This window comes from Nostoc sphaeroides (genome assembly GCF_003443655.1).
Classification (GTDB): domain Bacteria; phylum Cyanobacteriota; class Cyanobacteriia; order Cyanobacteriales; family Nostocaceae; genus Nostoc; species Nostoc sphaeroides.
The window spans coordinates 2,639,697-2,654,403 of record NZ_CP031941.1; the positions used below are offsets into that span (position 1 = coordinate 2,639,697).

Sequence of the window (14,707 nt, forward strand, 5' to 3'; positions counted from 1 at the left end):
TGATGGAGGAAATTTTTTTTTATAAACAGTAATATTTTTTCGTAATTCTATGCATTTTAAAGTTTAGTGGTAGTTTTTGAACAAAAAACGCCATAAACAGAGGTATATAGACCTACAATCAAGTTGTCAGATTGATACTAGCTTGGTTAAGCTTTCTGGAGCTAGAGTTTCAGTAAGTTATCAGCAAATGATTAAAACAACAATCTACAGTGTTGCTTTGGGCACTATCATTCTCGGTAGTGGAGCGATCGCTACTCCTGTAACAAATTCAACTTTTACGCCGACAGCTTCAAGTGTATCGAATAGCACTTTGAAAATTGCAGCATCCAATGTTAACGCTGCTGCTTTAGAAGAGGCGGTTTTCAAACAAATTAATGACTACAGAGTTTCCCAAGGATTAAAAAAGCTGACTCGTAATTCTGCCATTGATAATCAAGCCAGGATTCACAGTCAGAATATGGCTCAAGGTAAGGTTCCCGTTGGACATACGGGAGCTTTACAACGTGTTAAAGCAGTCGGTATTCCCTACAGTTCAGCTGGTGAAAATGTCGCTACTAACTATGGATATAGTGACCCTGTGACGACAGCTGTTCAAGGCTGGCTCAAAAGTCCAGGGCATCTTGCTAATATCAGAGGTAATTTTGAAAAGACTGGGATTGGTGTTGTCGTTAGCAACAACAGTAGAGGCGAAATCTTCTTCACACAAATTTTCTTTACTCCTGCAACAACTCCTGCAACAACTCCTGCAACAACTCCTGTAACACCTCCTGCAACAACTCCTGTAACACCTCCAACTGTTACACCGACAAGCTCTAACGTCTCAAATAATACTGGTAAACTCTCAGGATCTAAGATTGACATTGCTGCTTTAGAAAAGGCGGTTTTCAAACAAATTAATGACTACAGAGTTTCCCAAGGATTAAAAAAGCTGACTCGTAATTCTGCCATCGATAATCAAGCCAGGATTCACAGTCAGGATATGGCTAATCGTAAAGTTCCCTTTGGGCATACGGGATTTTCAGAACGTGTTAAAGCAGTCGATATTCCTTACAGTTCAGCTGGTGAAAATGTCGCTTACAACCTGGGATATAGCGATCCTGTGACGAAAGCTGTTCAAGGCTGGCTCAAGAGTTCAGGGCATCTAGCCAATATCAAAGGTAATTATGAGAAAACGGGGATTGGTGTCGCTACTAACAGTAGAGGCGAAATCCACTTCACACAACTTTTCTTTCGCTGATAGATTTGGTAGAATTTAGGTTTTTTCTCAAATTCTCCAGACTTGAGGCTGCTAGCAAAGCTTTTGCTAGATATTGAATAATGTAGTTTCAATGACATTTGTCTATTGAATACTACATTATTTTTTTAGTAATTCATGAAAATCTTAAATTATCAGCAAAAATAACCGTAATTTTACGATGCTGACCTATTGAAGTATTGACAATTGCAAATCATTTTTTGTAGTTCCTACACAAGGATGTAGCCAGATTGCCAAAATTCATCAATCCTTAATAGTATCGTGGTATATATCGTCGGAACAATAGGGTAGAGTATAAGTCTTATATCTCTACATATTACGCAATTCTCCATGTTCCGACAAACTGCTTTTGGCATCGCTTTAAGTGCGCTTGTCCTTGCTAGTGGGTTAACGACTGTTCCGATACCAAATAATCCTTCTACGAATACATCCACCCGTAATAAGCTGTTGTCGCTTTTTTCCAGTCAGGTTGCAATATCGACTCCTACTTTTAAGACTACGGAGCTAGAAAAATCCGTTTTTAACGAAATTAATCGATATCGGGCTTCTAAAGGGCTGCCAAAGTTGACCCTAAATGCAAATATTACTCGACAGGCAAGAATTCATAGTCAAAATATGGCTAAAGGTAAAACACCATTTAGCCATCAGGGATTTGAACGGCGAGTCAATGTTATCCCTATTCGCTACAGCAGTGCGGCGGAAAATGTAGCTTTCAATCGGGGATATAGTAACCCTGTGGATGAAGCTGTTACTGGTTGGATTAAGAGTCCGGGACATCTAAAGAACCTTAAAGGAAATTATAACCTCACTGGAATTGGCGTTGCTACTAATAATCAAGGCGAAGTCTACCTTACACAGCTTTTCTTTCGCACTAGGTAGATTTAACGTGTCGCAAAAGTCCCCACCTTCAATGTACTCTAATGGTAGGTATTGTGAACTCTTGATGAACGCGAACAGCGTCAGGAAGTGAGGATTGCATCTGGAATTGATTTAAAACTCAAGTAAAAACAATTTTATTTGCTGGACAGTGCTATTATTTTTGAACAATTCATGACATTACAAGATTTTCAGGTGAGCGATCGCGATCTGGGCGATGCAGCCCTAGTAGAGTATTTAGAATCAACTGCGATCGCAGTTGATACAGAAACGATGGGATTATTGCCACAACGCGATAGGTTGTGTCTTGTCCAATTGTGCAACGAATTCGGGAAAGTGACTGCAATCCGCATCGCCAAAGGACAAGCTGATGCGCCAAACTTAAAAAAACTCTTGGAAGGGGCGAATGTCGTAAAAGTGTTTCACTTTGCTCGCTTTGACCTTGCGACTTTGCGAGCTAATCTGGGGATTCAGGTTAGACCTGTTTTTTGTACCAAAATTGCTAGTAAATTAGCCCGTACTTACACAAATCGCCACGGACTTAAAGATGTGGTGCAAGAGTTAGAACAAGTAGAACTGGATAAAAGCTCTCAAAGTTCTGATTGGGGTAACGCCGCTAGTTTATCTGAAGCTCAACTGAGTTATGCTGCCAATGATGTGCGCTATTTACTTAGTGTGCAGCACAAGCTAACAGAAATGCTCAAACGAGAAGAACGTTGGAAAATTGCTCAAGAATGTTTTGAATTCCTGCCAACAATAGTTTCGTTGGATTTGTTGCAGTTTAAAGATTTGTTTGAACATTAATCCAAGAATAAACCTCTTGCAAAGGTTTTGCTCTGGAGTAAGTACAAGCATTGCAAGAGAAAATATTCTATATTTATTTCGATTTCTGAATTGTGACTTCTCTGGTCATGAGAAATTAAGATTAGACCTCTTGGAAAATTCACTACACTAACACCTTAGCCCTAACCTGTCCCCGCAAACAAAGAGGGGAGACTTTGATATAAGCCAAAGGTAGAGTGCGGTTCTCATTATTGATTTATGCAAGAGGTCTATTGCTAATTTTCTAAGTTATTTTTTGCCTAAGATCCAATATTGGAATCATCATTGCCTTTATTAGATTCACTAATGCCTTCTTTGACATTACTGACTCCCGCTTGAATGCCTTCTTTGACATTACTGGCTCCCTCTTGAATGCTTTCCTTGAGGTTACTAGCTCCTTTTTTAATGGCTTCCGTCGCGCTAGGGCCTCCCTTTGGCAGATTTTCTTGGTGAGTTTTTAGCCGATCTACAACATTGTAGTCATCTGCACCAGGGGGAGTTTTTGATTCAACAATGCCTTCTGTTGGGCCACCGATAGCCTTCCATGCAGCAAGACCACCTTTGAGTTGGGAGACATGCTGAAATCCATTAGAACGCAGTTGTTGCGCGGCTTGGGCAGATTCTTCTTCATTAGCACCGTAAACGTAAATATCACGGCTTTTATCTAAAGAAGGTACTGCACGCTGTACCAATTCATCTACTGGCATTGGCATCGCTCCCATAATGTGACCTTCGTTGAAGGTGTTGCGATCGCGCACATCCAGGATTGTAAAAGCTGGTTCGCCCCATTCTAGACGAGACTTCAATGTATGAACATCAGATTGTGCTTCTACTGGTGGCTGTGGGGGAATGATGCCGCCGACTAAATTGTTAACCATAAATATCCCTGACTTGACGATATTAATAGCAATTTAACGGACTAAATATATTGAATTACTCTTTCTTTGGGCTTAATTTACTTAAAATCTCTCCTGAGATAGATAGCTAATTAAAATTTTTTATACCATTCAATGCATTGCCAATCCAGTCAGATTAGACTATCAAAAGTTGTTTTTATATTAATTCTATTATTAAAGATATTTTAAGTTTATATTTGTCATTTATAGATTGTAAATAAAATTAAAATATTCAGCTATTATTACAGAAAATATGTATCTTTTCAATATATGCGATCGCTAACAATAACGCCTTAGTAGTTAGAGGGTGTTTGAAAAGTTTTGAGCGGTAAAAATTTATGCCAAACGCCTTACCATGATGCGAATCATCGCCAGATAGATAAAAGTCTCAGAAGTTTGGGGTAATAGTTCATAATCTTTGTTCAAACGCCGACACCCAGTCAGCCAACCCAAGGTTCTTTCTACTACCCAACGTTTAGGTAACAAAACAAAACCCTTGCGTTCATGGGGTCGCAGTACAACTTGTACAATCCATCGGTAAAAATCCATCACCCATTGCATAAAGGGATTACCGTCGTAACCACCATCAACCCAGATAGTAGAAAGGCGTGAAACAGTATCTCCCATCTTTTTAACCTTTTTGAGTACTTGTTTACCTCCTGAGCGTTCATCGACACTAGCTGCTGTCACCAGCACTCGCAGCACTAGACCTAACGTATCCACAGTCAAAAACCGCTTGCGTCCTTTGACCTTTTTTCCAGCATCGTACCCAACATCTTGGCTGACCATTGCTGCGCTTTTCACACTTTGACTATCGATGATCGCTTCTGATGGGCTAACACAACGCTCGTTTTCCACTCTCGCCCAACCTCTAAGTCGGTCATGAATGCTGATCCATGTTCCGTCAATACGCCAATTACGAAAGTATGTATACACCGTTTGCCAATTAGGAAAGTCTCCCGGTAGGTTTCGCCAGGTACACCCTTGTGTCAATACATAAAAAATGGCATTGAGTACCGAACATACGTCCACTTCCCTTGGACGACCACCTTTTTTCGCTACTGGAATTAACGGTTCTAGCAATTCCCATTGGTCTTGGGTCAGGTTACTGGAGTATGCTTTAGTCATCGCTCTCAATGGTGCTGTATGTACGTATTTACAGCTTATGCCCTGAGAGCTTTTTTTTACTCAACTTGGAACTTTTCAAACATCCTCTTAGCTCAAATGCCACATGTTCAGGTAAGCCAGCAACCTTTTGCCAAGATAACCCTAGTACAGCACGGCATAAATAACCGACCCATTCAAAATCAATGAAACGCTTACATTGTATTCATTTTGACTTTTGACTTTTGACTTTTGACTTCCGCCTTGCGGTACTAGCTGTTAGCAAATTTGCACAAAACAAGAGCGGGAAACCGACTCACTTGCAAAAAATTTGGAACCTGGCTGATATGTAATGCTTAAAGCTGTTGTTAATTTATGCTGACTCCAAGCTTTGTCTGTTAGAGACTATTTATAAATAGGACTTACGCAAAAGTACATGCTGTAGGGGCAATTGATGAATCATAGGTGTCAACTTCAGGTAAAATCTTTGTCCCGCAAGGAGAACTTTAGTTCTAGGCGGGTGAGTCAAGCCGAAAGTTTTGCTATTTCTAGACTATTTGTGCTTATAAAAATGGCCTTCAATTATACTAGATTTAAGTATCAAATTCTACATAATACCACAAAAATATAAAATTATACAAAATTTCTATAATACTCATACAATTTCTTAGCATTACAATGGCTAAAGTTTTGATAAACTTCATGGAAGATTAATTGTAAACAAGTACTACAGTGGCGATCGTACTCAGCAGAGACGCATGTGAATACACTATCAACAGAAACACGTATTGCCAAACTGGCGCAACGAATCGCCCAATCTACAATAGGCAGCATTATGGTTATGGTTCCCGCTACTACTCCCAAAATTCTGATCGTCGATGACGACTTCGGCGTTAGAAATCTCGTCTATCGTTTTTTAAGCCGGAAATATCAAATAGAGTCCGCAGCAGATGGTAAGACTGCCTTATCGTTGTTTGAGCAATTCAACCCAGCTTTAGTGATTCTGGATTGGAATTTGCCGGATCTTAATGGTTATAGCCTCTGCCAAGAAATGCAGAGCCGTACTAATGTTTTAGTACTGATACTGACTAGTAGGACTGACGAGGCTGATAAAATTAAAATCTTAAGCGCAGGTGCTGATGATTTCATGACCAAACCGTTTAGTCTTGCAGAAGTTGAAGTTAGAGTAGAAGCTCTTTTGAGACGGATACGCTACATTAACCCCTCCCCAACACAACGGATCATTTTTAAGCAGCTAGCAATTAACCCAGAGGGCCGGGAGGTAACACTTAACGATAAACCTCTTGCTTTAACAGCGCTAGAATTTAATATCTTACATTTTTTGGCAAGTCATCCTAATCAGGCTTGGAGTCGCCCACAGCTAATCCAAAAAATTTGGGGTTGCGACTACGTGGGAGATGGCCGAGTAGTTGATGTGCATATTGGTCAGCTTCGCAAGAAGATGGAAGTCGATGCCAGCATACCGGAGTTTATTAAAACTGTGCGGGGCTATGGTTACAAGTTTGAAGCGCCCGACGAAAATACTAATTCCTGAGCTTTCTGATTTCAGGAGTACTTCATAAAAAGAATGACTCAGATCGGGTCAGCATTAGTATTATTGCTGATTTAAGTAGTTTTTCTGAGAATTAACCGGATAACTTGCGCTAATTTGGGAAGTTGATCCAAACTGATTTCGAGAAAGGCTTTATCTAGTGCCAAAACCAAAAGTGCAAATACGACCGATTCAAAATAGGTGATTTTGCCTTGCCACCTGAGTAGGTCAGGACTTACGCAAAATACCTGTCAAACTCTTATTCCTCCGTGTTCTCTGTGTCTAATAAGGTTCGATTTTCCGTTACTTGTGCGTAAGTCCTATACGTGAAAGATTTTCCCTTACTCTGAAATTTATAGATCTACCAAAAATTACTAGAGTAAATCTAGCGGAATCGATAGCCCACCCAATGTCAGGCAACCCGTTGCGCTGTTTCTCCATCGGCGATGGGCGTGTAGATACTATTCGATCTCGTCAAATAGGTGGCTTTGGACTAAAACGGCAGGCAATCGCTTCACAAATTGTACAAGGTTACGGCGGGCAAATCACCGTAAAAACTATATTTATACCAATTCAATTAATGATTGTAACACATCCTTGGGTGAAGACGCGATGAATCGCGTCTCTACAAATGGTCTATTTGTCGCATTCTTTTTTCCAATTGGTATTAGGTCTTGGCTCAACCTTTCAAATTAACCTTACCCTCAAGCTTTGACCCATCTTGATGAGATAAAAATTTTTCACTAGTGTGATAGCTTCTTCGCCATTTTTCCAGATGCTCTATAGATATTGATTTAGATATGACGTTCACGCCATTTCCTCGCCAAGCAACTTCTGCATCTGTTGTGAAAACTCCGCACTCTAATTGATCTAGCCTCATATTCCAATATTCACTAAACCGGCCTTTCAAGGTAATAACTTGCTCAAATACCTTGTTTCTGTGTTTATTTCTTCTTTTCCTTTCTGTAGCTCCTGTTGCTTCTGTATCAATAAACTTAGTTTCAATTAAAAACAGGCTCCCTTTAAAGGTCTGGTAGACAAAATCACATTTCCCTAAATCTGTATAATCTGAAATTGGAGATTTTTCAAATAACAGTAATTCAGCGCACGAGGGAAACAAGTCTTTAATATTCAGAAATAAATAAGCTTGCAATAGAAGTTCCTTATCATAAGGAAACAAGATAACTCCTTCAAAAAATTTTTTAATGTCCTCCTGAGTTTGGGGTTGAATGATTTTACAGTATGAAACAAATTTATGTAGCTCGTTCACGATCATCAAGTTCTAACTCCTTCCCCCGGTCGCTGCTTTAAGGGTCTTAGCATAAAAATATACCCCTCCCTCAATGAAATCATCATCAGCATAAGTAACTAAAAAAACGATTAAAATCCTGAATACTTAAGTCAATTTACTGTTGACAGTTCAGTAAAACTGATTAATAAGCTGCTTTTGAGTATTGGTGGACTTTTCACTTCTGGCTTCAGATACCAGTCAGCGATTTGATATGAGCAGGAAAACTGGCATTTTGCAAAGCTTGAACGGTTATTCTAGAATCTTGTACGCAATATTGCCAACCTAAGCGAACAAGTTTCCGAGAATTTTCAGTTTGTATAATTCCGATCACCGGCATTTTTGCCTTTTCTTTGTCTCCTGCCTGGTTTTGCAAAATTGTTTTTAAGTGATGTAGGTAATCCATATTACCTACTTGCTGGGGATTTAATTCCACCATTACCATTTGTACTGTTTCCACTGGCTCTGCATCTTCAACAATAAATTGAGTTTGCTCGTCGCGTCGATCTACTTTTCCCCAAATAATGAATCTAGTGTCAACTTGGAGTACGGAACTAATGCGTTCATAGGTTTTGGGAAAAACTACAGCTTCTGATTGTGTAGTGAGGTCTTCTATTTGCAAAATTGCCATTTGTTCGCCTTTTTTAGTAACCACTTTTTTGACGTTATTTAACATGACAACTGCACAAAGCCTTATTTCTTCCCTTTGCTCTCCCAGTTGCGAAAGGTTAATTGGAGTCAAAAGTGGTGCTATTTGCCGTAAGGATTTCAGGGGATGATCTGATACATAAAAGCCTAATAATTCTTTTTCCATCTGCAACTTTTTTTGGGGGGGTAAATCCATCACAGGTTTAGATTTAGGAGCAGTTTCAAAGGCATTATTTGCTCTTTTATTCGGAGTAGAAGAAAATCCGTCGCCCAATAAATCTAAGAGATTTCCTTGACCACTAGCTCTGTCTTTAGCGCGAGATTGTGCCCAATCATACACTAATTCTGAGTCGTTAATTAACTGTTGACGGTTGGGTTCAATTTTGTCAAAGGCTCCACAGTAAATCAGCGATTCCAGAGTCCGGCGGTTAACAGCACGTAAATCCACGCGATCGCAAAAATCAGCGAGGGATTTAAATCCTGTCTCATTTCTCGCCTCCAAAATACAAGCGATCGCATTCTGTCCCACGTTCCGCACCGCCGAAAATCCAAACAGAATCTTTCCCAATGTCGGCGTAAAATCAACACCAGAGCGATTAATATCCGGTGGATCTATGGTAATACCCATGTTTGTACAGTTAGTAATATATCTTTGTACCTTATCGGTATCGCCACTGTTAGCAGTTAACAGTGCCGCCATATATTCTAATGGGTAATTAGCTTTTAAATATGCTGTTTGATAAGTTACATAAGCATAAGCCGTGGAATGGGATTTATTGAAACAATTGGAAGCGATTAACCCATTTTTGATCGCAAAACTATGGTCATGTTCAACACCAATGTCATAGACACTTAGTTTTCCTAAATATTTTCGTGTGACTATTTTAATCATCCTACCTTACCCCAGAAAAAATTTTTGCCGAATTGATAAAATGATGACAATTGTAATTGTTGTAATACTATAACAAAAAATTATATCACTAGAAAACACGGCTATACTCTTACACAAGAATAGCGAAAATATATCTAACTTTTGATAAACCATTAGATAGACAGTTAACAGCCATACAATAGCTGTTTTAATACTTATTAAACACGTTCCAATACATATTAATCCGCTTAGTCAGATTTGTGGGGAGTGGGAAAGATGCAGGGGATCTCTTAGCTCTTGAGAAAAGTTTTACCTTGTACATCACGCTTCCAGGGCTATTTCATTCTCCGACAAGCCCGCCTCAGAATAAATTCTGAGGCTAATAGCAAAAGTCGTCTAAAGACGACTAAAAGCCTTTATTAGTCGTCTTTAGACGACTTTTGCTATAAGAGAGGAACTTTAGTTCTGGGCGGTTTATGTCTAGAACGAAATAGCCCTGTCCCGCTTCTGTGCCTCTATCCAATGCCCAATGCGTCAGTTACTATCGTTGAAAAGCAACTTAGGGAACTCCAAAAAATAAATTATTCCACATTCAAGTCGTTGACTGTTGACTGTTGACTGTTGACAGAAAACTCGTGAACCGTCAACGGTCAACAGTGAACAATAGCAATGGAATATTTTTTTACTTGGAAGTCCCTTAGTATAAGAAAGCGTAAGTAGGTGAAAGTGGCGTTGATCGTACTTTTTTTGGTGGTTGTGGGATTGTTTGTGGTAGTCGAGATCGGACTGCGATCGCTCTTTGGCTTTGGTAATCCCCTGATTTACATTGGCGATGAGCAGATTGGTTATTTATTGGCTCCTAACCAGCGTACCCGTCGTTTTGGTAATCGCATTGAAATTAATGAGTATTCTATGCGAGGTAATCCGCTTAAGAAGACACCTGCATCTTCTGATCTGCGAGTTTTACTGTTAGGGGATTCTATTGCTAATGGTGGCTGGTGGACGGATCAGACTAATACAATATCCACGATGATGATGCGTTCTCTAGCATCATCCACTAGTAATTATCAGGAAGTAGAAGTGCTAAATGCTTCAGCTAACTCTTGGGGGCCAAGGAACGAGTTAGCTTATTTAGAGAAGTTTAGCAATTTCAACGCTCAAGCAGTAGTGTTATTAATTAATACCGATGATTTGTTTGCTACTGCTCCCACTTCTTTACCGATAGGACGCGATCGCAACTATCCCGATAGTAAGCCTCCCCTAGCATTGGTGGAAGTGTGGCAACGTTATATCCTTAAGCAACAGCCAATTCCCGAAATAAAAGCAGTGCAAAATGAAGCAGGCGATCGCGTGGGGATTAATTTGGAGGCGATCGCCAAAATTCAAGCCCTGACTCGCCAAAGCAACAGCCAATTTCTCCTAGTCATGACTCCCTTACTGCGAGAAGTTGGTGAACCAGGCCCCCGCGATTACGAAATTATTGCACGCCAGCGCTTGAACGATTTTACTAAAGCCCAACAAATTAACTATATAGACTTTTTAGCGATATTCAATTCAACTACCAACCCACAAGGTTTATATCACGACCACATTCACCTCAACTTACAAGGTAATAAATTTGTCAGTGAGGTTATGGAGCGATCGCTTTTAGAAATACTGGCAGAGGTACCACTTCCTCAGAGCTACTAAAGTGGTCAATTATACCCAAAAAAAGGTTCGTAGTGAGCGATTTATCGCTAAATTTCAAGTGTTCATAATCGGTTAATCGGATTTGTTTTGATGAAGCGACACAATTCAAATCTACTTATCCCCGGCATTACTACATCAGTAACAATCGGATTTAGCTTTTCTTCTAAGATTATTTATAGAGCTTCTTTCCCACTGGTCGTCTTAATAAGATTTTAACCCCTATCTGTAAGATAACGACCAACTAATTTCAATTCACTTATACCAATTTAATGTGAAGCTGCACTAAATGAGTAACTCTCTATTCTTGGCGCTCTTGGCGTACTTGGCGGTTCGTTTAATATCCTGTGTATCTTCTACAGAATTGGTATTAGACAATATTCTCTAGCTAAAATAGTAGCGATGCAGATAATACTCAACCTTAAATCTCCAAAAAATATCTTGAATTTGGTGGAGTTATTATTTATATTAGTAAATTAAACAATGTGTTTAAAAATGACTTTTAGTAAATCTCCTTGTGTAAAAGGCTTAGTTAAATAACCTGATGCTCTTACTATCTTAGCTTTAGCTCTATCTAGAAATCCTAGTTTTTCTGACACCATAATCACAGGTGTATATTTAAAATTTGAGTGCTTCCGTAGCAAAGAGCAGAGTTCATATCCATCCAAATTAGGCATTGAAATATCCAACAAAATGATGTCGGGTTTGGTGTGAACAATCTGCATTAAAGCTTTTAAAGAATCGGTGACTCCTACAACAGAAAAGATTTGCTCATCTAAATAAGTTTTAATAGTATTCAATACCGTAGGACTGTCATCAATACAAAAGATTGTGTAGATTTTTTTGTCAGCAGGCGGTTGGGTGATTTGCTGACCCCTAGAGTAGGCTGGTGGCTTATAACCGTTTGTTGTAGACGAGTTTGGTGTACTTTTGCTTTTAGGTTTTAGCTCATTTATTTTGAACAATTCTGAAGGGTTTGATTGAGAAGTTGGCGATGTCTGACGATAAGCCGCTTCCCTTCGGGGTGCTTGACATCGTTCAACTAGTAAGCGGAGATTCAAATGACAAAACTTTGGCATGTCATCCAGAAAGCTTTCAGGAATAAATTCATAACTTCCCTCGTCTATGTTCAGAAATGACTCTAGAACTTCTAGCGCCAATTGCTCTATCAGTATCGCCGCTTGAGAGGGACTGATATATTTCTGATTGACTAACCAACAAATAGCTAAATAATCTGGGTTCGGTATTGCCTGATTTTCAACACCAGTTTCAAATATCGCCCGTAACTGTTCGTGAATTTCGCTAGGGAGAGTAGAAATTTGCTGACTCAAGCGTTGCAAATTTCTGTAAAGCGGCTCAAACATTTTCTCTGAGTAGCAGGCATAAATTAGTTTACCCTCGTCTACATATATTGACCAAGAGCCTGATGTGCTAAATACCTGCAAACAACCAGTAACCGATTTACCAGTGATTTTTTTCAACAAAGATAAAGGCTGGAGCTTTTGGAAAAATCTGTATCTACTAATCGGAAGTGTCTTCATTGGGATGGCTTTGGAATAAAATTAACATTTGTTTGCAGGTAAAATTAGTGAATTACCTTTTCGGAATTCACTGCGACTTTGTTGGAAGCAATATCAGATAAATATAGCGGTCACACTTGAGTTAGTACAGAGATTCCACACCCCCCAACTCTTAATTCACCAATCTCTGTTAAGCTATAAAGCACGAGTTACAAATAAACCAATCCATGTTATTGCCAATAGCAAAATGGCCTGACTGGTTGCCAGGATATAGTATTTCAAAAACTAGATGGGTTTTCTGTATCTTTCGCTAATCTAGCCAATCTAAGAGTAACTCAAGTGCAACGCACAGACCATTGGCTCTCGCCCATCAGTCACAAAAGCATCATTGTTATCCGTATTTAGCAGCCTAAAATTGTAGATACTTCAGTTCTCCTGCCAAAGTTGTTTTGCTCCTGATGCTAAAGTCGAAAGCGACTAAAATCTACTGTAATGTAGAGGGTAATGGCTCTCCATTAAGGCTTTTGATCATTAAATCCGTGCTGACGAACTATGTTTTTGCAGTCGTGACGAAAGTTGTCGGGCACTTTTGCTAGAAGTTTATTCTTGAGGATAACTTCTTCAAGAGAAAACGTATTATTAGAAACTAAGCATTAAAAAAGTTAAATGCCTTACTTAGGTTTGTGATTGTAGAGCAACCCTTAGAGTTGAGATTGGGCAAAAATATCACTTCCAAAGAAGAATGGTAAACCTCCGATCAAGGATGAGTTAGCTGGTAATTGCCGCCATGATGGTGTGTGGTGAGATGCACAGGCAACCAAATCAGCAGAAGAGAGTCTCTTCATAATTACTGGAAACGGTTTCTAATGTTGTGTGGGGCTAAATAGTCACCCTGCACAATTTGAAGTGACAAATTCAAGAACTTGCAGCGAAATTCTCGATTGGTAGTACATACCTGCAAAATAGCTCTTTTTAGCTAGATGGTAGATAACAAGTAAGTAACTACTAAAATTCAGATTACTATAATTTTCAAAAAAAGTTAGCAGAAATATATAAACTTCATGATAAATCGGTAAAGGAAACATGAAAACTAATTAATATTATTTTTTAGTATTTATTTGAGCGGATGTCCGGGAAGGCTGAGAATGTACAGTTGAAGATAATTTTGTATGTTTACCGAAAATCTCAAGTTTTAAAATTCACAAATATAAATAGAAAATTGTCCGCGATCGCATTCATTAACCCATAAGCTATATTTAGCAAAAAGACGCAAAGAATTTCTTTGCGTCTGTGGCGTGAGATTTAGAAGTGAAAATTCTCACTGTTAAAATTCTCCATCTACTTAAAATTGCTCCTGCCAGCACCAGCTTAAAAGTGTGCCACCAGCCACCAGCTTAACTATTTCCAGTACCCAATAACTGCCATGCAGTATATTCATTGTCGATGGAATAGCAGCAGCAGCTTCAAATAGGTTGAGTTGAACTCCGATGGCGCACATCTGCGGAGTTAAGAAATAGGTGTCAAGCACAGCTATAGTTAGCAACAACACAGATAAAACAATACTGCCAATACTCCAGTGATATCGGGTTTTGCTCAAAGCTAGTGCCCCAGTCAGGACTATAGCAGCAGATAATAATTCCATCCGATTGAAGTTCCAAAAAATCGTATAGCCTGCTGTCGTAAAACCAGCTTGGCTCATCATGCCAGAAAGATAAAGGCTAGGCATAATTACCCAGTCTAAAACTAGACTAGCACTGAGCCAAAAGCCCAAAGTTAATATGATGGCGCTTTGCCAAATTGGCCGCTTGGATTGAAAGTTAGAAATAGCAGTCATAAAATAATTGCGTGTGTTGTATTTCTTAGTTTGTAACTTCATTAGCAGTTTGACAAGAAATATCAACTAACCTTTACAAAGCGATCGCTCTTAATTATTAACTAAATCCCAATATTTTTTAAACTTAGTTGAGAAATATTAAGAAGTTTTAAAAATTATAGGACTTACGCACAGGTAACGGAAAATCGAACCTTATTAGGCACAGAGAACACGGAGGAATAAGAGTTTGAGAGGTATTTTGCGTAAGTCCTGAATTAATTTACATAGATTTTGTCTGTTAGAAATCAATACCGTTCAGTTAAGCCCAAAAACCTTGGTAAAGACGCGAAATTTCGCGTCTCTACAGGTTTAAAAT

12 protein-coding genes and 1 pseudogene are annotated in these 14,707 nt (G+C 39.1%); 6 read left to right on the plus strand and 7 right to left on the minus strand.

Translation table 11 applies throughout. The features are described 5' to 3' along the window. Positions 1–187 precede the first annotated feature (187 nt). The 3 genes from D1367_RS33080 to D1367_RS11740 all read left to right on the plus strand — a co-directional run bounded on the left by D1367_RS33080 (position 188) and on the right by D1367_RS11740 (position 2,935). A complete protein-coding gene (locus D1367_RS33080) occupies positions 188–1,237 on the plus strand; it encodes a CAP domain-containing protein (RefSeq protein WP_338042144.1) in 1,050 nt (349 codons plus the stop codon). Between the two features lie 348 nt (positions 1,238–1,585). After that, the gene (locus tag D1367_RS11735) at positions 1,586–2,134 is read left to right on the plus strand and encodes a CAP domain-containing protein (RefSeq protein WP_118166617.1); all 549 of its coding nucleotides are present in this window, start codon (positions 1,586–1,588) and stop codon (positions 2,132–2,134) included. A gap of 171 nt (positions 2,135–2,305) precedes the next feature. Beyond that, on the plus strand, positions 2,306–2,935 hold the full coding sequence (locus tag D1367_RS11740) for a ribonuclease D (RefSeq protein ID WP_118166618.1): 630 nt from the start codon (positions 2,306–2,308) through the stop codon (positions 2,933–2,935). 449 nt (positions 2,936–3,384) lie between these two features. On the opposite strand, the pseudogene D1367_RS11745 reads toward D1367_RS11740, so the two are convergent. Continuing rightward, a pseudogene (locus tag D1367_RS11745) lies at positions 3,385–3,831 on the minus strand (rhodanese-like domain-containing protein); the annotation flags it as partial. Positions 3,832–4,185: 354 nt separating this feature from the next. Next, positions 4,186–4,977: an IS5 family transposase gene (locus D1367_RS11750; protein WP_118162435.1), complete on the minus strand. Its 792-nt coding sequence runs from the start codon at positions 4,975–4,977 to the stop codon at positions 4,186–4,188. An 811-nt stretch (positions 4,978–5,788) separates the two neighbouring features. On the opposite strand from D1367_RS11750, the gene D1367_RS11755 reads away from it, so the two are divergent. Together D1367_RS11755 and D1367_RS11760 are read left to right on the plus strand one after the other, a co-directional pair. After that, positions 5,789–6,508, plus strand: a complete 720-nt coding sequence (locus D1367_RS11755) for a response regulator transcription factor (RefSeq protein ID WP_118171348.1) — start codon at positions 5,789–5,791, stop codon at positions 6,506–6,508. A 406-nt stretch (positions 6,509–6,914) separates the two neighbouring features. Continuing rightward, positions 6,915–7,121, plus strand: coding sequence for a hypothetical protein (locus D1367_RS11760; protein WP_118166620.1), 207 nt, complete (start codon positions 6,915–6,917; stop codon positions 7,119–7,121). A 63-nt stretch (positions 7,122–7,184) separates the two neighbouring features. Here D1367_RS11760 and D1367_RS11765 read toward each other — a convergent pair whose 3' ends face one another. Together D1367_RS11765 and D1367_RS11770 are read right to left on the minus strand one after the other, a co-directional pair. After that, positions 7,185–7,781 (minus strand): hypothetical protein, encoded by a 597-nt coding sequence (locus tag D1367_RS11765; protein ID WP_118166621.1) that lies wholly within the window; start codon positions 7,779–7,781, stop codon positions 7,185–7,187. A gap of 202 nt (positions 7,782–7,983) precedes the next feature. After that, the gene (locus D1367_RS11770) at positions 7,984–9,333 is read right to left on the minus strand and encodes a helix-hairpin-helix domain-containing protein (RefSeq protein ID WP_118166622.1); all 1,350 of its coding nucleotides are present in this window, start codon (positions 9,331–9,333) and stop codon (positions 7,984–7,986) included. Positions 9,334–10,032: 699 nt separating this feature from the next. Here D1367_RS11770 and D1367_RS11775 point away from each other — a divergent pair. Next, positions 10,033–11,001 (plus strand): SGNH/GDSL hydrolase family protein, encoded by a 969-nt coding sequence (locus D1367_RS11775; RefSeq protein ID WP_118166623.1) that lies wholly within the window; start codon positions 10,033–10,035, stop codon positions 10,999–11,001. A gap of 473 nt (positions 11,002–11,474) precedes the next feature. Here the strand turns inward: D1367_RS11775 and D1367_RS11780 are convergent, their stop codons facing one another. The 3 genes from D1367_RS11780 to D1367_RS11785 form a co-directional block, all read right to left on the minus strand. Beyond that, positions 11,475–12,539, minus strand: coding sequence for a response regulator (locus D1367_RS11780; protein WP_118166624.1), 1,065 nt, complete (start codon positions 12,537–12,539; stop codon positions 11,475–11,477). A 680-nt stretch (positions 12,540–13,219) separates the two neighbouring features. Next, positions 13,220–13,363: a hypothetical protein gene (locus D1367_RS30735; RefSeq protein WP_181985149.1), complete on the minus strand. Its 144-nt coding sequence runs from the start codon at positions 13,361–13,363 to the stop codon at positions 13,220–13,222. A gap of 497 nt (positions 13,364–13,860) precedes the next feature. After that, positions 13,861–14,352, minus strand: a complete 492-nt coding sequence (locus D1367_RS11785) for a hypothetical protein (protein WP_118171351.1) — start codon at positions 14,350–14,352, stop codon at positions 13,861–13,863. Positions 14,353–14,707: the final 355 nt, after the last annotated feature.